Here is a 21621-nt window from a genome sequence, read left to right on the forward strand (position 1 = left end):
AGGAAGACATGACCAACGTTGTTCCGAACGGCAAGGTGGCCATCGTCACCGGCGCCAGCTCCGGCATCGGTCGCGTCACCGCGCGCGAACTGGCGCTGCAGGGCTACCGCGTGTTCCTCGCCTGCCGCTCGGCGGAGCGCACGAAACCCGTGCTGGAGGAAATCTCCCGCGTCAGCGCCGGGACAGCCAAGGTCGCCTACATACCGCTGGACCTCGCGGACCTGGATTCGGTGCGACGTTGCGCCGAGGCCTTCCTGAAACTTCGGCTTCCCCTGCACCTGCTGGTGGGGAACGCGGGTCTCGCTGGACAGCGCGGCCTGACCAGGTCCGGCTTCGAACTTGCGTTCGGTACCTGCCATGTCGGCCACTTCCTGCAGGTGCAGTTGCTGCTCGAACGCCTCAAGGAATCTGCGCCGGCACGTGTCGTCATGGTTTCCAGCAAGGCGCATCGGCACGCGCAGACCATCGACATGACTGCCGTTCGCCAGCCAACGAGCAGTCGAACCGGGATCAAGGAGTATGCGGTCGCCAAGCTGGCCAACCTGTTGTTCACCAAGGAACTGGCACGTCAACTGGAGGGCAGCGGCGTAACCACTTATGCGGTTCACCCGGGAGTGGTTGCCACCGACGTCTGGCGCACCCTCCCCGGCCCGGCGGCCTGGTTGCTCAAGAAGTTCATGCGCAGCGAAGCCGAAGGGGCGGCAACGACCCTGTTCTGCGCAACCACCCCGGCTCTCTCCACCCAGAGTGGCCTGTACTACGCCGACTGCGCCGAGGCCGAAGCATCGCCCACGGCACAGGACATGGCGTTGGCGGCCGAGCTGTGGCGCTTGAGCCAGGAGTGGGTGGCCGGGCGCTAGGCAGAAAGCCAATGCCTGGCCTCACCTACCTGTGTCCGCTGCGGCCAGAAGCGGACACTCGCATGTCCGCTTTCCCCAGCTGATATCCCAGCTGCCGACTCCCCGACAGACGCCTGCTTCATTGTCGATTGTAGTGGTGCCAGGAAGAGATCAGGGGGCCACGTCGATACCCACATCGGGCGAACGCCTGCCGCCAGGGTTCAGTCCCGCACGGCAGTAGCTCTCGCCCTTCTCCTTGTCATACAGCCCTTCCCATCTGGAGATCACCAACGCCGCCAGGGCGTTGCCGATCACGTTCAACGCGGTACGCGCCATGTCCATCAGTCGGTCGACACCGGCGATGAAGGCCAGGCCTTCCAGGGGAATGCCGACGCTGCCCAGGGTGGCCAACAGCACCACGAAGGACAGACCCGGCACGCCGGCTACCCCCTTGGAGGTGACCATCAGGGTCAGCACCAGGGTCAGTTGCTGGCCAAGACTGAGGTCGATGCCATAGAGCTGAGCGATGAAGATGGCGGCGATGCTCTGGTAGAGGGTCGAGCCATCGAGGTTGAAAGAGTAACCGGTGGGCACCACGAAGCTGCTGATGGACTTGGGTGCGCCGTAGGCCTCGGTTTTCTCGATGATGCGCGGCAGCACGGTTTCCGAACTGGCGGTCGAATAGGCCATCACCAGTTCGTCCTTGAAGATGCGCATCAGCTTGACGATGGAGAAGCCGAACAGCCGCGCCACCAGCCCCAGCACCACGAAGGCGAAGAAAGCGACCGCCACATACAGCAGGATTACCAGCTTGGCCAGCGGCAACAGGGACGCGAAACCGAAATTGGCCACGGTCACCGCGATCATCGCGAATACCCCGATGGGGGCGTAGGCCATGATCATGTGGGTGACCTTGAACATGGTATCGGCGATGTGCTGGAACACCTTCACCAAGGGTTCACGGGTCTCCGTCGGCAAGCTCGAGAGGGCCAGGCCGAACATCACGGAGAAGAAGATGATCGGCAGCATCTCGCCGCGTGCCATGGCCGCGAAGACGTTGGAGGGGATCAGGTTGAGCAGCGTCGCGATGAAGGCGTGGTCGTGCTGCACTTCCTGGGCGGTCTGCTGGAACCTGGAGATGTCCACGGTGCCCAGGGTGCTCATGTCGATGCCGGCACCAGGCTGGAAGACATTGGCCAGCAGCAGGCCGACCACGATCGCCAGGGTGGTCACCACCTCGAAGTAGATGATGGTCTTCAGGCCGATGCGGCCGAGCTTCTTGGCGTCGCCCACGCCGGCGATGCCGACGATCAGCGACGCGATGACGATCGGGACGACGATCATCTTGATCAGGCGGATGAAGATATCGCCCGTCGGCTGCAGCACATTGGTGATCCACCAGGCCTTTTCCGCGCCGTACTGGTTGAGTACGGCACCTACCGCGATGCCCAGCGCCAGGCCGATGACGATTTGCCAGGCGAGGCTGAGTTTGGCTTTGCCCATGTCTTGTAGTCCTTGAATCCGGTTAAAGCTCCGCCCGCTTCCGTCGGATGAACCGGCGAAAGTTGGCGACTTGTCGGGGGAGTTGGCTGTTAAGGCCGGGGTTGGGAAGACGAAGGAGGCGGCAGATCGAAGCGTTGGTACTTGTTATGACGCAGTGGCCCGGAGGGGCCCTGGGCAGTGAGTCGGGGCATGATGAGTGAAGTCCTCGGTTCTTATTCTTGTGATTCGGCCTAACACCGAAGCGAATACTGCGGAGGTAAAGCTACTCCATGGGCGGCGCGAGGATCAGTGGGCGTTACGGCCTATCAGATATGCCCGGAGGCTATAGCGGGGAATTCCGTAAAACGCGGCCCGACGAAAGGCGCACAGCCCCCTGGAAAGGGGCGACGCCTACCCATGACTCCGCGCTTGCCTGACTGTAGGGTGCGCCATGCGCAGCGATTGCGGGCTCGGCGCCGGCGCCGGCGCCGCGTCCAACCGCTGGTGCGCACGGCTCCCCTATCTGGTTGGCTCCCATCAGGCAGAGCCGGTTACTCATCTTCCCCCGCCCGCTCCAGCAGGCTGCGGGCGCGGCCGATCACAGGGGCATCCACCATCGCCCCATCCACCACGAATACGCCCTCCCCCGAGGCTGCCGCGGCGAGCACACGGCGAGCCCAGTCCAGCTCGGTGTCGCTGGGGCGCAAGGCCTGGTGGATCACCTCCACCTGGCTGGGGTGGATGCACAGCAAGCCGGCGAAGCCCATGTCGCGGGCGAAACGTACCGTCCGGGCCAGTCCCTCGGCGTTCTGGATATCCGGGTAGACGCTGTCCAGGGGCGGCGCCAGGCCGGCAAGACGGGAATGCAGGAGCACGGCGTAGCGCGCATGGCCCATTACCTGCTCCGCGGCCTCGCTGCCGCTGGCCAGGTTGAGGTCCAACCCCAGGTCGAGGCTGCCGAAGGACAGGCGCTCGACGCCCTCTGCCGAAGCGATCTCGCCCACCGCCCAGAGCCCACGGGCGCTTTCGATGATGGGCCAGACCGGCTTGCCGGTGGCCGCCGCGCGACGTACCTCTGCTGCGCTTTCGGCCTTGGGCAGCATCACCCCGACCACCCCTGCGTGCCGCTGGCAGAGCGCCAGGTCGGCTTCGTGCTGGGGATGCGCCGGCGCGTTCACCCGCACCAGGATTTCAACGTCCGGATGCTCGACGAGGAAGCGTTCGAGGTTGTCCCGCGCCTCCACCTTGAGGCTTTCCTGGACGGCGTCCTCCAGGTCCACTATCACCCGGCTGGCGCCGCTGGCCAGGGCCTTGGGAATGCGCTCGGGACGGGTGGCCGGTACGAATAACGCGGATCGGATGACGGTCTTGCTCATGATTGTGTTCCCCTGCCCTGTCAGTCGAATTCCACTTCGCCCAGCTGGGCGAGGCCGGCCTGGTTGCCGGCCCAGACTTCCGCCTTGCCGCTGCCCACCAGCGTTCCACTTACCTCGAAGCGCTCGGGGCAGATCAGCGGGCGCACACCGCGAAAGGCGAAGCGGCGCAGGCGCGCCTGCGGATTGGCGCGGCAGAAGGCGCGCAGGTTGAGAGTGGCGATCAGCGGCCCGTGGACCACCAGCCCCGGGTAGCCCTCCGTCTCGGTGACGTAAGGCCAGTCGTAATGGATGCGGTGGCCGTTGAAGGTGACCGCCGAATAACGGAACAGCAGCGTGGGGCTGGGCTCGACGGTCTCCAGCCAGGCACCGCTGCGCAACGGGTCGGGGCTGGACAGTTTGGGCGGCGTAGGCTCGCGGTAGACGATATCCTGCTCGTCGCGCAGGGCCAGGCGCCCCTCCTGGAAGTGATCATGGCGCACCGTGACGAACAGCAGCGAGCCGGTGCGGCCGTGCTTCTCCTGAACGTCGAGGATGGTGGAAATCCGCGTCACCTCCCCGCCCACCTTCAGCGGCTCGATGAACTCCAGGCGGCTGCCGGCCCACATGCGGTTGCGGTTGTCCGCCGGCGGCAGGAAACCGCCCCGCGCCGGATGCCCGTCCCCGCCAAGGCGGGATTCGAACACCGGGTCCTGGAAAAAGGCCCAGTGCCACAACGGCGGCAGCGCTTCGCCGTGGGCAGGGGTGGGTTCGCCGAGAGTAGCGGCGATGCGTTTGACCAGGTTGCGGCTGATCTGGTCGTGGGTTTCCTCGGTGCGTCCGATCCAGGCGGACAGCTCCACTTCACTCATGTTCGTCTTGCTCCTCGATTGGACTGGAAGCCCTTGTCGACTCTACCGACCGGCCTCCATGAATTCAGATCATTCCGGCCCGGCGCATCTGCTCCGCCTGCTCGGCGGGCACGTCCAGTTCAGCCAGCAATGCCTCGGTGTGTTCGCCCAGGGCCGGCACCGGGTCCATGCGCGGCGCATAGGCGCTGTTGCTGGCCGGCGGCAGCAGGCTCGGCAAGGGACCTGACGGGCTGCCGATCTGGCGCCAGCGGTCGCGGGCCTTGAGCTGAGGGTGCTCCCACACGCCCTGCATGTCGTTGACCCGCGCATTGGCGATCTGCGCCTCCTCCAGGCGCTGGATCACCGCATCGAAGTCAAGCCGAGCGAAGGTCTCGACGATGATGGCCCGCAAGGCCGAGCGATTCGCCACCCGTTTGAAGTTTGCGGAAAAGCGCTCATCCGTGCTTAGTTCCGGGCACTGCAGCACCTTCGCGCAGAAGGCCTGCCATTCGCGCTCGTTCTGCAGGCCGAGCATCACGCTGTTGCCGTCCCCTACCGGGAAGGGACCATAGGGATAGATGGTGGCATGGGCGGCGCCCGCACGAGGCGGCGGCGGAGCGCCTTCGTAGGCGTAGTACATCGGGTAGTTCATCCACTCCACCAGGCTTTCCAGCATGGACACGTCCACCCTGCTGCCCTGCCCGGTCTTCTGCCGCAACAGCAGCGCAGAGAGGACGCCGGTGTAGGCGTACATGCCTGCGGCGATATCGGCGATGGAGCAGCCGGCCTTGGCCATTTCGTCGTCGCCCGGGCCGCCGGTGACGGAGAGGAAGCCGCCCTCGCTCTGGATCAGCAGGTCATAGGCCTTTTTCTTTTCATAAGGGCCGCCCTCGCCATAGCCGGAGATGTCGCACACCACCAGGCGTGGAAAGCGCGCGTGCAACGCCTCGAAGGACAGTCCCATGCGCGCGGCGGCGCCGGGCGCGAGGTTCTGCACCAGCACATCGGCCTTTTCCAGAAGGCGATCCAGCACCTCCAGCGCCGGGCCCTGCTTGAGGTCCAGGGTCAGGCTCTCCTTGGAGCGGTTGGTCCAGACGAAATGGGACGCCAGGCCACTGACGCGCTCGTCATAACCACGGGCGAAGTCACCGGAGCCGGGGCGCTCGACCTTGATCACGCGCGCGCCCAGGTCGGCCAGCTGACGGGTACAGAACGGCGCGGCGATGGCGTGTTCGAGACTGACCACCGTGATGCCGTCGAGGGGGCGCATTGCTGCAGGCTGGCTCATGGATAAGCTCCCGATTGCAGACGCCGCGCCCGCCAAGGGGCGCGGCTGACAGGGTCAGAACGAACGCGGCAGTTCGAGCAGGTGCTCGGCCACGTAGGACAGGATCAGGTTGGTGGAGATGGGCGCCACCTGGTACAGGCGGGTCTCGCGGAACTTGCGCTCCACGTCGTACTCGTTGGCGAAGCCGAAACCACCGTGGGTCTGCAGGCAGGCGTTGGCCGCTTCCCAGCTGGCCTTGGCCGCCAGGTACTTGGCCATGTTGGCGGCGGCACCCGCATTCAGGCCGGCGTCGTACTCCTCGCAGGCGCGCCAGCGCATCAGGTCGGCAGCCTCGATCTCGATATGGGCTTCGGCGATGGGGAACTGCACCCCCTGGTTCTGCCCGATGGGCCGGCCGAACACCACGCGGTCGCGGGCGTACTGGGCGGACTTCTCGGTGAACCAGCGGCCGTCGCCGATGCACTCGGCAGCGATCAGGGTGCGCTCGGCATTGAGGCCGTCGAGGATGTAACGGAAGCCCTTGCCCTCTTCGCCGATCAGGCTGCTGGCGGGGATTTCCAGGTTGTCGAAGAACAGCTCGTTGGTCTCGTGGTTGACCATGTTGGCAATCGGCTGCACGGTCAGGCCGTTGCCGATGGCCTCACGCAGGTCCACCAGGAAGATCGACATGCCTTCGGACTTCTTCTTCACCTCGGCCAGCGGCGTGGTGCGGGCCAGCAGGATCATCAGGTCCGAATGCTGGATGCGCGAGATCCACACCTTCTGGCCGTTGATCACGTACTTGTCGCCCTGGCGCACCGCCGTGGTCTTGATCTTGGTGGTGTCGGTGCCAGTCGTGGGCTCGGTGACGCCCATGGACTGCAGGCGCAATTCGCCGCTAGCCAGCTTCGGCAGGTAGTAGCGCCTCTGCTCCTCGCTGCCGTTACGCAGCAGGGTGAACATGTTGTACATCTGCCCGTGGATGGTGCCGGAGTTGCCGCCGCAGTAATTCACCTCTTCGAGGATCACCGACGCCTCGGCCAGGCCCAGGCCGGAGCCGCCGTACTCTTCCGGGATCATCGCCGACAGCCAGCCGGCCTCGGTCATAGCGGTCACGAAGGCCTCTGGAAAGCCCTTCTCTTCATCGATCTTGCGCCAGTACTCGGCGGGAAATTCGGCGCAGAGGGCGCGCACGCCTTCGCGGATGGCATTCAGTTCTTCGTTGTTACGGATGCTCATTGTTGTTCTTTCCTCAACGCAGGACAAAGGGGTTGGGGACGTCTTCGGCGAGGTTCACCCAGACGCTCTTGGTCTGCAGGTAATCCTCGATGGCCACCTGGCCGTTCTCCCGGCCGATACCGCTCTGCTTGTAACCGCCGAAGGGCGCCATGAAGCTCACGGCGCGGTAGGTGTTGACCCAGACGGTGCCGGCACGGACCTGATCGGTGACGCGGAAGGCGCGGCGGATATCCGAGGTCCAGATACCTGCGGCCAGCCCATAGGGGGTGTCGTTGGCGATGCTGATCGCTTCGTCCTCGTCGTCGAAGGGAATGATCGACAGCACGGGGCCGAAGACCTCCTCGCGGGCGATGCGCATCTGGTTGTTCACGTCGCCGAAGATGGTCGGCTCGACGAACCAGCCATTGGCCAGTTCCGCCGCCTCGGGGCGCTTGCCCCCCAGCAGGCATTCGGCGCCACCCTCGCGGGCGACATCGATGTACTGCAGCACCTTGTCCCGTTGTGGCTGGGTGGTGATCGGGCCGACCTGGGTGCTTTCCAGCATCGGGTCGCCGAGTTTCGCGGTGCGGGCCAGGTCCACCACCTTCTCGCTGACTTCCTGGTAGACGCTGCGCTGCACCAGCAGGCGCGAGCCGGCGATGCAGGTCTGCCCGGAGGCGGCGAAGATGCCAGAGATGGCGCCCTTCACCGCGTGCTCGATATTGGCGTCGGCGAATACGATGTTCGGCGACTTGCCGCCCAGCTCCAGGGTGACGTGCTTGATGTGCTTCGCCGCCTGGGCGTAGACCGCGGCGCCGGTAGCGTCACCGCCGGTGAAAGCTACCTTGGCCACCAGCGGATGGCTGACCAGGATCGGCCCCACTTCATGGCCGAAGCCGGTGACGGTGTTGACCACGCCATCCGGGAAGCCCGCCTCCTTCACCAGCGCCATGAGCGCCAGGGTGGAGCAGGAGGTGAACTCGGACGGCTTGATCACCACCGTGTTGCCGGCGGCGAGCGCCGGCGCCAGCTTCCAGGTCAGCAGCATGAGCGGGGAATTCCAGGGCGTGATGGCCACCACCACGCCCAGGGGCTCGCGCTTGGTGTAGGAGAAGATCTGCGGCTTGTCGCTGGGCAGCACGCCGCCTTCGATCTTGTCCGCCAGGCCGCCGAAGTAATAGAACCACTCCGGCAGGTAGCGCAATTGCCCCAGCATCTCGGCGTACAGCTTGCCGTTGTCGCGGACCTCGATGGCCGCGAGCTTCTCCGCATCGCGGGCGATCAGGTCGCCCAGGCGGCGCAGCAGCTTGCCCCTCGAGGTGGCCGACAGTTTCGGCCAGGGGCCGCTGCTGAAGGCCCGGTGCGCGGCCTCGATGGCCAGGGCGGCATCTTCGGCGCCGCACTGCGGTACCTCGGCCCACTCGGCGCCGGTGAAGGGGTTGGCCGTCGCCAGCCAGCGCCCGGTGCTGCTGGTGCGGTACTGGCCATCGACCAGGTTCTGGAAGCGCTCGGGATTGGACATGGTAGTCACCTCTCGACAGTCAGATGGGCGGGTGACCAAGAGCCGCACGGAAGCGGTTCTTGATGTAGCTGCCATCACGCGGCGGCAGCACGCGCGGCGGGTTCTCCGCCTTGATCTTGACGGTGGCGAGCTTCACGCCGGCATCGCGGACGGCGATCTGCTCGCGCAGCCGGTGCACGCCTTCCATGTCGCGGACCTCGTCCGTCCAGCCGAAGCCACAGGTCTTCGCCACCTGGTCCAGGGCGATGCCGTGGCCGGCATGGCTGACCTGCATGCCGGTTTCGCCGAAGTGGCCGTTGTCCAGCACCACGATGGTCAGGTTGGCCGGCTTCTGCAGGGCGATGGTGGCCAGGGAGCCGAAGCCCATCAGCATCTCGCCGTCGCCGGTCACGACCACGACGGATTTGTCCGGTTGCGCCTTGGCGATGCCCAGGCCGACCATGGCAGCGCTGCCCATGGCAGCCCAGAGGTAGTAGTTGTTGTCGTGGTCCCCGGCGGCCATCACGTCGTAGGAAGCCGAACCCAGCCCGGTGACCACCAGCAGGTCGCTGCGGTCGGCCAGCAGGGTCTTGACCACTTCGCGACGGTCGAGGATGTGGTTGGCGCTTACTTGACCCATTTCTTTTCTCCAATCAGGCGCTGCCCCAGCAGCAGCGCGGTAGCGGAATCGCCGTTGAACGCCATGGTGGCCGCGCCATGCAGCAGCGGCGCCACGTCCTTGGGATCGTCGGCTTGCCAGGTCATCACGCCCATCAGCTTCAGCGAAGCTTCGGTGGCCTGGCCCATAGGGTTCTGCCAGGGGTTGAACTCGGCCCAGTCGCCGCGCATGGTCACCACCATCAGCAGCGGGAAGCGTGCGCAAACCTGCAGGGCCAGGTTGTTGATGCAGTTGCCCACGCCGCTGGACTGCATCAGCAGCGCACCGCGCTCGCCGCCAAGCCAGGCGCCGGCCAGGTAGCCGATGCCCTCTTCCTCGGTGGTCAGCACCACGTCATGGATCTCTGGGTCGGCGATGGACATGCGAATGGCGGCGGAGTGGCCGGCGTCCGGCACGTAGACCACGTGCTTGACGTCGTGAGCCTTGAGGACGTTGAACACGTCCACCTGCCAGTCGATTTCGGGTGTTGTCATGCTTGTCTCCGAAAGGCTTGATGCCCTGTGTTTTTTTCGATTCTGCGGGGCTTGGCAGTCAGCGACGACTACCGTTTTTTTCAACGAGATATGCCCGCTCGGCATAGCTCAGGAGTGGGCGCCGGAGACGGCTCCGACGCGCTTGAAGCCGGTCTTCTGTTCGATTTCACCACTGCCGTCGAGGTAGCCGTAACGGGTCAGGTCGGGCATCAGCAGCGAGGCGATGAACGTCACGGCCAGCACACAGGCGACGTAGAAGAAGAAGTAGGTCTCCACCCCTTGGGAGCGGAACGACAGCGCCACGTACTCGGCCGTACCACCGAACAGGGCGTTGCCGATGGCGTAGGGGAAGCCCACCCCGAGGGCGCGCACCGATGCCGGGAAGAGTTCGGCCTTTACCAGGCCGGAGATCGGCGTGTAGAGCGAGGCGATGGCCAGGCCCGTGAACACCAGGAGGAAGGCGACGAAGGGACTGCCAACCGAACGCAGGGCGAACAGCAGGGGCACCACGATCAGCATGGCGAGCCCGGAGAACAGCAGCATGTGGGTCTTCACGCCCAGCCGATCGGCGAGCATGCCGAAGAACGGCTGGCAGAGCATGAAGCACACCAGCGCGGCGGTCATGACGAAACTTACCGTCTCCGCCGGCAGCCCGACCGAGATCACCAGGAACTTCTGCATGTAGGTGGTGAAGGTATAGAAGTACAACGATCCACCGATGGTGAAGGCGATCACCAGGGCCACGGCGCGCTTGTGCTGGAGCAGCCCCTTGAGCGAGCCGGCCTCCTTCTTGTGCATGTCCTTCTTCGAAGCGCTTTCATGCATCGCACGGCGCAGGTAGACCACCACTACCGCGCTCAGGGCACCGATGAAGAACGGGATGCGCCAGCCCCACTCGGTCAGCTCTTCCTTGCTCAGGGTCTGCTGCAGGGTGACCACTGTGAGGAGCGCGAGGATCTGCCCGGCGATGATGGTGAAGTACTGGAAGGAGCCGAAGAACCCGCGCCGTCCGGGAGTGGCCATTTCGCTGATGTAGGTTGCGCCCGTGCCGTACTCGGCGCCGACGGACAGGCCCTGGATGAGCCTGGCGATCAGCAGCAGGATCGGCGCGGCGATGCCAATGCTTTCATAGGTCGGCATCAGCGCGATCAGCAGCGAGCCCGCGCACATCAGGAACACCGAGATGATCATCGAGACCTTGCGCCCGCGGGTGTCGGCGATCCAGCCGAACAGCCAGCCGCCCAGCGGGCGCATGAAGAAACCCACGGCGAAGACGCCGGCGGTGGCCAGTAGCTGGGTGGTCTGGTCGCCCTTGGGGAAGAAGGCGGCGGCGAAGTAGATCGAGGTATAGGCGTAGATGAAGAAGTCGTACCACTCCACCAGGTTGCCGGAACAGGCGCCCAGGATGGAGCGGGCGCGACTGCGCGCCGACTTCAGGCCGGGGTCGTTGGCGGAGTGGAGCTGCTCGGAAGCGGATGAGGTCATTGTTGTTGTCCTTTCTTCGAGGCGAGCCGGGACTGAGCGTCGGCCACGGTGGCTCGCTCGGAATGCGCGACTGCAGGTTGTCAGGCGTGGGAGCGGATCAGCGCTCGGTCGGCGAACACACGGATGCCGGCGTCAGCGCCGGAGGATGCTGGGCGGGACTTCGAACGAGCCGGGCGGCACGGACCGATGGGACAGGGAATCGCGAGGCGTTGTGAATCATGGGGCAGGCCCTCGGAGCTCTTGTTCTTGTCTTGCGCCGCCTCCAGGGGCAGCGGGTACTCACGGGGACCACGCTACCCCAGCCGGGGCCGACGAATAAGCCGGACCCTGTATCTATCAGCTATGCCCAAATGTTATCGCTCGCCCGCAAAGGCCCGCCCGCAGTGCTCCGGCCGCCCCTGGAAGGATCGAGCAGTGCATCCCGGTCCGGCACGCCGGGGTTCGTCCCAGGCCGAATGGCATTACACTCCACAGCGCAGCCGCCCCTGCGGGCCAGGCTCTTAATCTGCCCCTCGTCAATGGTTCATCGATGGACATCGTTCAGCTCAAGACCCTGATCCACGTCGCCGAACTGGGCAGCCTCAGTAAGGCTGCCGACCGCCTGCACATCGCCCAACCGGCTCTCAGCCGGCAGATTCGCCATCTGGAGCAGGAGCTTGGCACCTACCTGTTCGAGCGCCACGGACGCGGTATGGAAGTCACCGATATCGGCCGGGAGGTGGTCGCCCACGCCTCGCGCATCCTCGAGGAGATGGAGTCCATCCGCACCACGGCAACCGGCGGGCGTTCCTCCTTCCGGGGCAGCGTCACCATCGGCACCACGCCCACGATTGCGGAGATCGTCACCGTTCCCCTGGTACGCAAGGTCCGCGACGACCACCCGCACCTGGTGGTGCGCTTCTCCTCCGCCTTCAGCGGCTACCTGCTGGACTGGCTGCAGCGCGGCGAGCTGGACCTGGCGTTCTCCTACGACCCGCAGCCCTTGCACACCCTGCGCATCCAGCCCGTGCTGATGGAAAACCTGATGCTGGTGGGTCCGGCCGATGCCGGCCTGCGCCTGGATACCCCGGTGCGTTTCAGCGACATCCGCGAGCAGCAGGTGGTGGTGCCGAGCCAGCGCCACGGCCTGCGCAGCATTGTCGAGGAGTGCGCGCGGCAGGCCGAGGTGAAACTGCGTTGCAATGTAGAGGCCGACTCCTTCGGCGCCATGATCGACCTGGTGCGCAACGGTTTCGGCCTCACCTTCCTGCCCCTGGCGCCCATCTACGCCCTGGTGCAGAACGGCACGCTGACCGCCGCGCCACTGATCGACCCGGAGCCCATGCGCAAGCTGGTGCTGGTCTATCCGGCCGACCGTCGCGTCAGCCCGGCGGCGAAGTTCGTCGGCGAGTCCTTCGTCGAGATCACCGCCGACCTGGTAGCCCGCAACATCTGGGCCGGCCATATGCTCTGACGCACCTGGTCTGCCCCCACGTATCCCGATTGAGTCGAGTTCTCCATGGATCTGAACCCTGACGCCCTGGTCATGCTGCCGGGCCTTCTCAACGACCAACGCCTCTGGGCGCAACAGACCGCCGACCTGGCCGGTGAGCGGACGGTGCGCGTCGCCGACCTCACCCGCGTCGACAGCATTCCCGCCATGGCCCGCCGCGTGCTGGACGAAGCCCCGCACCGCTTCGCCCTGGCGGCGCTTTCCATGGGTGGCTATGTGGCCTTCGAAATCATGCGCCAGGCGCCGGAGCGAGTGCAGCGCCTGGCCCTGTTCGACACCATGGCCAGCCTCGACTCGGCGGAGCGCGCCGCCACCCGCAGGGGGCTGCTGCAGCTTGCCCATCGCGGCCGCTTCATCGGCGTCAGCCCGCAACTGATGCCACGCCTGATCCACCCGCGCTGGCTGGACTCCCACGTCTCCGCCACGGTGCAGCAGATGGCGGTGGCCGTGGGCAAGGAAGGCTTCATCCGCCAGCAGCAGGCGATCATCGACCGCCCCGACGCCGTGCCCCTGCTCCCCGGCATTCGCGTGCCGACGCTGATCGTGGTCGGTGCCGACGACCAGCTCACGCCCGTCGCCGAGGCCCGCCTGATGCATGAGCGGATTCCCGGCTCGCGGCTGGAAATCCTGCCGGACTGCGGCCACCTCCCGCCGTTGGAGCAGCCGGCGCTCACCACCAGCCTGCTCAGGGAGTGGCTTGCCATGGACGCCATCGAGCAGTCCCAGCCGGAGTTCGTCTACACCCTTTGAATCAGCAGGATGGGCTACTTTGTCTTCAGGCAGAAGCTCCGGATCGCCTCGCACGCCGCGTGCAGCGACGCATCATCCAGCGCATACGCGATGCGGATGTACCCGTCCAGGCCAAAGGCGCTGCCGGGCACCACCGCGACACTGGCCTCGTCCAGCAGGGCGTGGGCCGCATCCTCGTCGCTGAACAGTCCGCGACCACCCGGCGATACCTTGCCGATCAACGCGGAGCAGTCGGCGAAGGCGTAGAAGGCCCCTGCCGGCATGTCGCAGCGGATGCCGGGCGTGTCGTTGAGCATGGCCACCATGAAGTCCCGGCGACGCTGGAACACCTCACGGCTCTCGCGAATGAAGTCCTTCGGCCCGCGCAAGGCGGCAACCGCCGCGTGCTGGGAAATGGAACAGGCCCCCGAAGTCTGCTGGCCCTGCAGTTTCTCCATGGCCTCCAGCAGCCAGCGCGGGCCGGTGGCGAAGCCGATGCGCCAGCCAGTCATGGCGTAGGCCTTGGAGACCCCGTTCATGGTCAGGGTGCGCTCGGCCAGGCGTGGCTCGACCTGGGCGATGGTATGGAACTCGGCGCGGTCGAAGATCAGGTGCTCGTAGATGTCGTCCGAGAGGACCAGCACCTGCGGATGCTCCAGCAGCACGTCGGCCAGGGCACGCAGTTCCTCGCGGCTGTACACGGCGCCGGTGGGGTTGGACGGCGAGTTGAGAATCAGCCAGCGGGTATCCGCGCCAATGGCGCTCTGCAGCGCCTGGGCCGTCAGCTTGAAGCCGCTGTCGGCACCGCAGGTAACGATGCGCGAATGGCCGCCGCAGAGCTGGACCATCTCCGGGTAGCTCACCCAGTAAGGCGCCGGGATGATGACTTCGTCGCCCTCGTTCAGGGTGGCGGCCAGGGCGTTGTAGATCACCTGTTTGCCGCCGCTGCACACCAGCGTGCTCTCCCAATCCGCCTGCAGTCCATTCTCGTCGCGGAACTTGGCGGCGACGGCCTCACGCAGCACACGCAGGCCTGCGACCTGGGTATAGCGGGTGTGGCCGGCGTCTATCGCCGCGATGGCGGCCTGGCGGATATGCGCTGGGGTGTCGAAGTCGGGCTCTCCGGCGCACAGCGAGATAATGGTGGCGCCTTCAGCGCGGCGTGCGGCGACACGATCAATGATTCGATAAGTTGCTGAGGGCTGAGCAGCCGCAAGACGGCGATTGAGGCCCTGAAAGTCCCGGCTCACTGGCCCACCTCCTGGCGTTCGAGGCCCATCAGCTCGACGGTGGTGCGCCCTTCGCGCAGCGCCGCCATCATCCGCGCTTCCTTGTCGGCGCGCGCCTCGCCCTCGGCCAGGGTGCGCTCCACCTCGGCCCGGGGAATGATCACCACGCCATCGTCATCGGCCACCACCAGGTCGCCCGGCGCGACCTGAGCGCCGTTGAACGGAATGGGCGCCCCGATGGAGGGCGCGGTGGCCTTGACGGTGCCCTTCACCGACACGCCACGGGAAAACACCGGGAAGCCCAGCTTCTCGATGGCCTGGATATCGCGCACGCCGCCATCGATCACCAGGCCGACCACACCGGCCGCCTGGGCCGCCACGGTGAGCACTTCGCCCCAGTAACCGGCGAGGAAGTTACCGGTGCCCACCACCAGCACGCTGCCTTGCGGGGCGCGCTCCAGGGCCAGGTGCAGGGCCAGGTTGTCACCCGGCGAACACTCCAGCGGATAGGCCGGGGCGGCAATGAAGGCGCCACGCCAGACGGGGCGGATCGCCGGGTCCACGGCGGTCGGCAGCCCGGAGGCTTCGTACAGGGTGGAGCTACCGAGCGCCTTGGCGCGTTGGGCTACGGAGCCGATGTCGAAGTTGGCGCTCATTGGGATTTCCTCTGCAGGTCGTGATAGCCGAGCGCGGCCCGGGCTTCTTTCAGGGTCTTGCCACTGGCGATCTGCTCGCGGATCTGCGCTTCGACCTTCTCGATCTGACGGGCGCATTCGGCCACCTCGCGGGCGCGGCCACGGGGCACCAGCACCACGCCATTGGCGTCGGCGACCACTATGTCGCGGGCGCAGGCACGCGCGGTTCCGATACTCACCGGCTGGTTCACCGCCACCACCTCGACGCGGTCCTTGCCGGTGCGCATGAAGCGCCCCCTGGTGAATAGCGGGTAGCCTTCGCCCAGGGCCTTAATCACGTCGCGGCAGACGCCGTCGATCACGGTGCCGGCGATGCCGCGCGCCAGGGCGTACTGGGTCATGATGTCGCCCCACACGGTGCAGTCGGTGCGGCCGCCGTTGGCGATCACCACGACGTCACCCGGCGCCACGTCGTCGATGAAGTCGCCCACGGTGCCGGGCGGGGTGCTGGCGCAGACGTACTGCACGGTGAAGGCCGGGCCCACGGTGACCTGCTGGTAATCGGCCAGGGGCGCGATATCCAGGCACTGGCCGGGCAGCCCCAGCTTGTCCATGGCATCGGACACGGCCGGCGTATCCAGGCCCTCGAACAGGGCGACGAGCTCCTTGTCTGCTGCGTTCATGCGCCGGCCTCCGCCTTGATGGCTTCGAACTGGCTGTCGTGCATCACGCTCTCCACCGAGCGTCCTGCCCTCACCGCCTCCACCATGCCCGCCTGGCGGCGGTCTATGCGTTCGGCGAGCTCGAGCACTGCTTCGATGACTTCGGCCGGAACGAAGACGGTGCCGCACTCATCGGCGATCACGTAGTCGTCCTCGTTTACCTCCACGCCGCCCATGCGAACCTTGCAGCCAGAATCGACCTGCACCAGGCGGTTGCGCGCGCTGATCATGGTCACGCCCCGGCCGTAGACCGGGTAGCCGATCTCCGCGCTGCCCTTGATGTCGCGACTGAAGCCGTCGATCACCGAGCCACGGATGCCCTTCTGGCGGGCCGCGTTGGCGAGGATGTCGCCCCAGCTGGAGATGCCCTCCACGCCACCGGCGATCACCAGCACGCGGTCATCGGTATCGATGCCCGCTACTACGGGCGTGATCAGGTGAACCGTGGGGTTGGCGTCCTGCTTGGGGGCCAGTTGCACGGTACTGGCGCGGCCGACGATCGTCGGGCAGTTCCAGAGCGGCCGCAGGCCGACGGTGGCGCCGGGCAGGCCGAGGAAGTCCAGGGCGTCGGACACCGTGTTGGTGTCCAGCGCGGACAGTCGATTCAGGGCGTTGGTTGCGTTCATGGGAAGCGGACCTTGTTGTGTGGAGGCCCGAGTATCGGCGGGCTATATCCATAGGTATATTCCTGATCAAGTAACGCTCCCATACGCCCAACCTATGGAATGACCATGATCAACTTCCGCCTGATCCGGCACCTCTGGCTGTTCCTCGCGGTGGCCGAGGAACAAAGCTTCAGCCGCGCGGCCAAGCGGCTGGGCATGTCCCAGCCACCGCTGACCGAGCAGATCCAGATCCTTGAACACGCCCTGAAGATCAAGCTGTTCGAGCGCTCTCGCCGGGGTGCGCAGCTGACCCCGGCGGGCGCCGCCATCCTCCCCGCCGTGCGCAAGTTCGCCGACCAGCTGGAGCGCCTGGAGCTGGCGGTGCTGGAAGCGGTGTCCGGCCAGGCCGGCGTGCTGACCATCGGCGCCATCACCAACGCCATGATCGATGTTCTGCCGCCCCTGATCGACCGTTTCAAGGCCGAGCACCCGCAGATCACCGTGGCCGTTCGGGAGATCGACAGCGCGGAAGCCATCCCCGCCCTGGAATCAGGCGATATCGACCTGGCCTTCGCGCGACTGGAGGGCAACCTCGGCAAGGACATCCGCTCCGTGCCGCTGACCGAGGACCGCCTGGCGGTCGCCATCCTCCGCGACCATCCGCTCGCCGCGCGCCAGCGCCTGACCCTCGCCAGCCTCGCGGACGAACCGCTGGTGATGTCCTCACGCCAGGTCAGCCCGAACTACTTCGACTACCTGATCGGCGTGTGCAAGGCCAATGGCCTCTCCCCGCGCGTGCTGCACGAGGTTCGCTCGGTCGCGTCGCAGATCGCTTTCGTCAGTTGCGGCCAGGGAGTCGCCCTGGTGCCCGCCTCGATGAAGAAGCTGGCACCGGACAACGTGGTGCTGAAGCCGATCACACCCAGGCTCGGCGTGGTGACCACCGCCGCGGTGTGGAATGCCGCACGGCCCAACCCGTTGGTGGACGCAATGGTGGCGCAGTTGGCGGCGGATGCCTGAAAGCTCTCTGGAGTCGGTTGGTGCGGGCCACGCTGGCCCGAGCCCGCGAGGTTCAACGAAGGATCACCGGGCACGGTCTCGTTGGGCTTCGCATAGCTCAGCCGCAACCTACGTAACCGTGCGCATCAACTATCCATAGGTTAAGCGTATGGATGGCTTACCAACTTAGGAATTTACAGAAGGATAAGCTCACCCGAGAGTGAGGGGGCAGCGCAATCAACTGCGCCAACGCCTTGCCCCAGGAGCCGCCAACGTGTCCACAGAACAAGAATTCACCCGTTCCCTCGTGCCGCTGACCATCGATGGGGTAGACCTGACAGTTGCCGCCTTGCATCGCGCCGGCGACAAGGCGCCCATCGTCTTCCTCCATGGCTTCGGCTCCACCAAGGAGGACTACGCCGACATCGTGCGCCATGCCGCCTTTAACGGGCATCCCTTCCTCGCCTACGACGCCCCGGGCTGCGGCGAAACGGCCTGCGCCGACCTATCGCGCATCTCCATTCCCTTCCTGGTCAGGACCGCGTTGGACATGCTGGAGCACTTCGACATCGAGCGCTTTCATCTCGTCGGCCACTCCATGGGCGGACTGACCTCGCTGATGCTGGCCCACCAGCACCCGGATCGAGTGCTCAGTTTCGTCGACATCGAAGGCAACATCGCCCCGGAAGACTGCTTCCTCAGCCGGCAGATCCACGACCATGCGCAGGATGACGCCGAGCGCTTCTTCGACCACTTCATCGAACGCACCCGCCATGCCCCGTCCTACGCCAGCGCGCTCTACGCCGCCAGCCTGCGCCACAAGGTGCGGGCCGGCGCGGTGCGCGGCATCTTCGAGTCCATGGTAGAGCTGTCCGACCACGGCGAGCTGATGGACAAGTTCCTCGCCCTGCCCTTCCCACGCATGTTCATGTACGGCGAGCAGAACGCCTCGCTCAGCTACCTGGCGTACATCCAGAGCCAGGGCGTGCACCTGGCGCAAATCCGCAACTGCGGCCACTTCCCCATGTACTCCAACCCCACTGCCATGTGGGAACGCATCGCCCATCTGCATCGCTTCTGCGCTGCTGGTTGACGCACTCGGCGGCCACGCGGCGCGCTGAACCCTCCCAACGCTGACGGATTCCCCTACGCCCGCCCCGCCGGTCGCGGCGGCTTCCCATGCGTTCCGGAAACGCTCCACAGAACAAGAACGAGGAGACTCTCATGCTCGAAACCCTCAACGCCTTTCTCTCCGGCAAGGTCCTGCTGCTGATCTTCTAGGGCGCCATCGAGGACCTGGGCACCGTGTTCGCCTTCGCCGACATCACCATGACGCTGCTGGCGCTGGTCAACCTGTTGGCCCTGGCCATGCTGTTCAAGGTCGGCCTGCGCGTGCGGCGCGACTACGACGAGCAACGCAAGGCCGGTATCACGGTTCCGGTGTTCGACCCCAGCCGGTTCGCCGACCTCGATCTGGACCCGGGCGCCTGGCCAGCCACCCAGGTCGAGTCGCGCAAAGCAGCCGATGGCCCGGAAAGCCTTGGCGAAACGGCGGTGGGCAGAAGCTGAGCGAGGTGAGAGGCGCTGCCGGGCATCGGCAGCGCATTGGCGTTATCGGCGCCAAATCAAGCAAGCCCCGACAGGTTCAACATCGGACTTCGTCAATGGCGCCTGTCAGGCCGCACAGTCGCAAGCGGTCTCATGGGATGGCAGCTACTTTTTCAACAGAATCGGCCAGAAGCGGATCTTCAAGAGATCCGCTAGGCCAGAAGCGGCCGGGACAAGGCCGGGAACTTCAAACGAGCGGAAGATTCTTGGTGACGCAATGAATGCCGCCACCACCGGCGGCGATCGGGTCGATGTTCACCTGCACCACCACTCGCCCCGGATAGAGTTTGGTGAGCAGGTCCTTGCAGTACTTGTCCGCCGCCGCGTCGCCGAACTGCGGGGCGATCACGGCACCGTTGATCGGCAGGTAATTGATGTAGCCGGGGGCGAAGTCCGGGTTGTCACGGGTGTACTGGTTGCTGCGTACCTTCAGGGGCGGCGGCAGGGTGTGGACTTCCAGTTTGCGCCCGTCGGCATCGGTGGCGGCGTTGAGAATTTCCAGGTGCTTGCGCGTCACGGCGTAGTCGTAGGACTTGGGATCGTTGTCCAGGTTGGCGATCACCACGCCCGGCTTGACGAAGCGCGCGTAGAAGTCGACGTGGGCATCGGTGATGTCCTTGTCCTTGATGCCGGGAAGCCAGATGATCTTGCGCAGGCCGAGGTTGGCCTTCAGCTCGGCTTCGATTTGCGCCTTGCCCATGCCGGGGTTGCGGTTGCCGTTGACCCAGCAGCTCTCGGTGATGATCGCGGTGCCATGGCCGTCCACCTCGATGCCGCCGCCCTCGCCCACCAGCGCGCTGCGGATGTAGTCGGACTCCATCTCGTAGCTCAGGGTGCCGGCCACTCGCGTGTCGTTGGCCGAGGTCTGCTTGTTGCCCCAGCCGTTGAAGTTGAAGTCCACCAGGCCCAGGCCGCCCGCCCCGTCGACCACGAAGCAGCCGCCGTAGTCGCGTACCCAGACGTCATCCAGCGGCAGGGCAAGGAACTCGACGTTGCTGGTGCCGCATTTGCTCCTGGCCGCGGACAGCTGGTTGGCCCGGCACAGCACGGTGACCGGCTGATAGTTGGCGATGGTCCTGGCCAGCAGCGCGATGGTGTCGTTCACCGCACCCGCCCAGTCCTCCCAGACGCGCGACGAGGCGGCGAAGGCCAGGATCACTCGCTCCTGTAGGCCGTGTTCGTCCGGCATGTACCAGCTGCCGGCCAGGGCGGCGGGTACGCGCGCGGCGCCCAGGCCCAGGCCAAGGGAAGCGACAGCGCCGATACCGCTGGCCGCCATCAGCTGCTTGATGAAGTCACGACGTGTAGACATGGTGCGTCCTCTGCTGGGTAGGTAGGCGGAGCCTGGTATCAGTCATGGATAGCCGTCTTGAAGGTGGTCCACGCGCGCATTCGCGCCCGCATGTCCCGTTGCGGGACGTCCTTGCCGGGGATCAGCCGCGCGTAGGTGGCCTCGTCGACGTAGATATCCGGGTTGTTGCGCATGTCGGCAGCGACCATTGGCCTGGCCTTGGCGCTAGAGGTGGGATAGCCGGTGGCGTTGCTGATCGCCGCCATGTTTTCCGGGCGCATGATGAAGTTGATCAGCGCATAGGCAAATTCCGGGTGCCGGGCATCGGCCGGGATGGCCATGGTGTCCATCCACACCGTGGTGCCCTCCCGCGGGATGCGGTACTGGAAGCGCGTGGCCTTGCCCGCCTCGTCCGCCGCGCGCTGCGCCTGGGTCATGTCGCCGCTGTAGCCGAGGGACAGGCAGATGTCCCCGTTGACCAGCTGGGTGACCGGCTGCGACTGGAACTTGCGGATGTACGGCTTGATCGCCTTGAGTAGCGTCACCGCCTCGGCCAGTTCCTGCGGCTTGCTGCTGCGCGGGTCATGGCCGAGGTAATTGAGCACCACGGCCAGCACTTCATCGGGCGAATCGATCATCGAGATGCCGCAGTCGGCGAATTTCGCCGCCAGCTCGGGCTTGAAGATCAGGTCCAGGCTGTTCACCGGCGCGTCGGCCAGGCGCTGCTCGATCAGCGCCTGGTTGTAGGTCAGGCCGATGGTGCCCCAGGTATAGGGCACGGTGGCGTGGCGCGAGTACGGGTAGCGGGCCTGCAACGTACGCAGGCCCGGCTCGATTTCCTCCAGGTGTTCGAGCTTGCCCTTGTCCAGCTTCTGCAGGGCGCCGGCGCGCATCAGGCGTTCGGCCACGGTATCGCCGGGGAAGATCAGGTCATAGCCGCTATGGCCGGACATCATCTTCGCCTCCAGCGTCTCGCTGCTGTCCATCACGTCGTAGATGACCTGGATGCCGGTCTCGCGGGTGAAGGCGTCGAGGGTGTCCGGGGCGAAGTAGTCCGCCCAGTTGTACAGGCGCAGGACCTTGTCCTCGGCCTGGGCGGCCAATTGCGCGCAGCCAAGGCCAAGGCCCAGGGCAAGGACCAAGAGTTTTTTCATGGCGTTCATC

19 protein-coding genes and 2 pseudogenes are annotated in these 21621 nt (G+C 65.8%); 6 read left to right on the plus strand and 15 right to left on the minus strand.

The window, feature by feature from the left end; all coding sequences use genetic code 11:
- Window positions 1–8 precede the first annotated feature (8 nt).
- On the plus strand, window positions 9–860 hold the full coding sequence (locus tag E8F12_RS05845) for an SDR family oxidoreductase (protein ID WP_280324338.1): 852 nt from the start codon (window positions 9–11) through the stop codon (window positions 858–860).
- 222 nt (window positions 861–1082) lie between these two features.
- Here the strand turns inward: E8F12_RS05845 and gltP are convergent.
- The 9 genes and pseudogenes from gltP to E8F12_RS05890 all read right to left on the minus strand — a co-directional run.
- Window positions 1083–2342, minus strand: a pseudogene (gltP, locus tag E8F12_RS05850) (glutamate/aspartate:proton symporter GltP); the annotation flags it as partial.
- 530 nt (window positions 2343–2872) lie between these two features.
- Window positions 2873–3697, minus strand: coding sequence for a CoA ester lyase (locus tag E8F12_RS05855; protein ID WP_280324339.1), 825 nt, complete (start codon window positions 3695–3697; stop codon window positions 2873–2875).
- A gap of 20 nt (window positions 3698–3717) precedes the next feature.
- Window positions 3718–4545: a MaoC family dehydratase N-terminal domain-containing protein gene (locus E8F12_RS05860; protein ID WP_280324340.1), complete on the minus strand. Its 828-nt coding sequence runs from the start codon at window positions 4543–4545 to the stop codon at window positions 3718–3720.
- A gap of 64 nt (window positions 4546–4609) precedes the next feature.
- Window positions 4610–5812 carry a CaiB/BaiF CoA-transferase family protein gene (locus tag E8F12_RS05865; protein ID WP_280324341.1) on the minus strand — a complete coding sequence of 401 codons (1203 nt, stop codon included), beginning with the start codon at window positions 5810–5812 and terminating at the stop codon, window positions 4610–4612.
- A 54-nt stretch (window positions 5813–5866) separates the two neighbouring features.
- Window positions 5867–7030 carry an acyl-CoA dehydrogenase family protein gene (locus tag E8F12_RS05870; RefSeq protein WP_280324342.1) on the minus strand — a complete coding sequence of 388 codons (1164 nt, stop codon included), beginning with the start codon at window positions 7028–7030 and terminating at the stop codon, window positions 5867–5869.
- 13 nt (window positions 7031–7043) lie between these two features.
- Complete coding sequence (locus E8F12_RS05875) at window positions 7044–8531, minus strand: aldehyde dehydrogenase (protein WP_280324343.1); 1488 nt, start codon at window positions 8529–8531, stop codon at window positions 7044–7046.
- A gap of 19 nt (window positions 8532–8550) precedes the next feature.
- The gene (locus E8F12_RS05880; protein ID WP_280324344.1) at window positions 8551–9150 is read right to left on the minus strand and encodes a thiamine pyrophosphate-dependent enzyme; all 600 of its coding nucleotides are present in this window, start codon (window positions 9148–9150) and stop codon (window positions 8551–8553) included.
- On the minus strand, window positions 9138–9662 hold the full coding sequence (locus E8F12_RS05885; protein ID WP_280324345.1) for a thiamine pyrophosphate-binding protein: 525 nt from the start codon (window positions 9660–9662) through the stop codon (window positions 9138–9140). The genes E8F12_RS05880 and E8F12_RS05885 overlap by 13 nt, the downstream gene beginning before the upstream one ends.
- A gap of 108 nt (window positions 9663–9770) precedes the next feature.
- Entirely contained in the window at window positions 9771–11147 is a 1377-nt protein-coding gene (locus E8F12_RS05890) for an MFS family transporter (RefSeq protein WP_280324346.1), read from the minus strand.
- Between the two features lie 529 nt (window positions 11148–11676).
- On the opposite strand from E8F12_RS05890, the gene E8F12_RS05895 reads away from it, so the two are divergent.
- Window positions 11677–12600 carry a LysR substrate-binding domain-containing protein gene (locus E8F12_RS05895; protein WP_280324347.1) on the plus strand — a complete coding sequence of 308 codons (924 nt, stop codon included), beginning with the start codon at window positions 11677–11679 and terminating at the stop codon, window positions 12598–12600.
- Between the two features lie 45 nt (window positions 12601–12645).
- Window positions 12646–13389: an alpha/beta fold hydrolase gene (locus E8F12_RS05900; protein WP_280324348.1), complete on the plus strand. Its 744-nt coding sequence runs from the start codon at window positions 12646–12648 to the stop codon at window positions 13387–13389.
- A 14-nt stretch (window positions 13390–13403) separates the two neighbouring features.
- Here the strand turns inward: E8F12_RS05900 and E8F12_RS05905 are convergent, their stop codons facing one another.
- From E8F12_RS05905 to E8F12_RS05920, 4 genes are read right to left on the minus strand one after another with little or no spacing between them, the layout of a single operon-like run.
- Window positions 13404–14618: a pyridoxal phosphate-dependent aminotransferase gene (locus tag E8F12_RS05905; protein WP_280324349.1), complete on the minus strand. Its 1215-nt coding sequence runs from the start codon at window positions 14616–14618 to the stop codon at window positions 13404–13406.
- Complete coding sequence (locus tag E8F12_RS05910; protein ID WP_280324350.1) at window positions 14615–15253, minus strand: dimethylmenaquinone methyltransferase; 639 nt, start codon at window positions 15251–15253, stop codon at window positions 14615–14617. The genes E8F12_RS05905 and E8F12_RS05910 overlap by 4 nt, the downstream gene beginning before the upstream one ends.
- Entirely contained in the window at window positions 15250–15915 is a 666-nt protein-coding gene (locus E8F12_RS05915) for an RraA family protein (protein WP_280324351.1), read from the minus strand. The genes E8F12_RS05910 and E8F12_RS05915 overlap by 4 nt, the downstream gene beginning before the upstream one ends.
- Complete coding sequence (locus E8F12_RS05920) at window positions 15912–16580, minus strand: RraA family protein (RefSeq protein ID WP_280324352.1); 669 nt, start codon at window positions 16578–16580, stop codon at window positions 15912–15914. Before E8F12_RS05920 ends, E8F12_RS05915 begins: the two co-directional genes overlap by 4 nt.
- Before the next feature lie 105 nt (window positions 16581–16685).
- On the opposite strand from E8F12_RS05920, the gene E8F12_RS05925 reads away from it, so the two are divergent.
- From E8F12_RS05925 to E8F12_RS05935, 3 genes and pseudogenes are all read left to right on the plus strand, one after another.
- Window positions 16686–17579 carry a LysR family transcriptional regulator gene (locus tag E8F12_RS05925; RefSeq protein ID WP_280324353.1) on the plus strand — a complete coding sequence of 298 codons (894 nt, stop codon included), beginning with the start codon at window positions 16686–16688 and terminating at the stop codon, window positions 17577–17579.
- Between the two features lie 253 nt (window positions 17580–17832).
- Window positions 17833–18651: an alpha/beta hydrolase gene (locus tag E8F12_RS05930; protein ID WP_280324354.1), complete on the plus strand. Its 819-nt coding sequence runs from the start codon at window positions 17833–17835 to the stop codon at window positions 18649–18651.
- A 161-nt stretch (window positions 18652–18812) separates the two neighbouring features.
- Window positions 18813–19127, plus strand: a pseudogene (locus tag E8F12_RS05935) (alanine:cation symporter family protein); the annotation flags it as partial.
- A gap of 226 nt (window positions 19128–19353) precedes the next feature.
- On the opposite strand, the gene E8F12_RS05940 reads toward E8F12_RS05935, so the two are convergent.
- The gene (locus tag E8F12_RS05940) at window positions 19354–20478 is read right to left on the minus strand and encodes an agmatine deiminase family protein (RefSeq protein WP_280324355.1); all 1125 of its coding nucleotides are present in this window, start codon (window positions 20476–20478) and stop codon (window positions 19354–19356) included.
- Window positions 20479–20516: 38 nt separating this feature from the next.
- Window positions 20517–21620 carry an extracellular solute-binding protein gene (locus tag E8F12_RS05945; protein WP_280324356.1) on the minus strand — a complete coding sequence of 368 codons (1104 nt, stop codon included), beginning with the start codon at window positions 21618–21620 and terminating at the stop codon, window positions 20517–20519.
- Between the last annotated feature and the right edge of the window lies 1 nt (window position 21621).

It is taken from the genome of Pseudomonas sp. BN102 (genome assembly GCF_029871245.1).
Classification (GTDB): Bacteria; Pseudomonadota; Gammaproteobacteria; order Pseudomonadales; family Pseudomonadaceae; genus Metapseudomonas.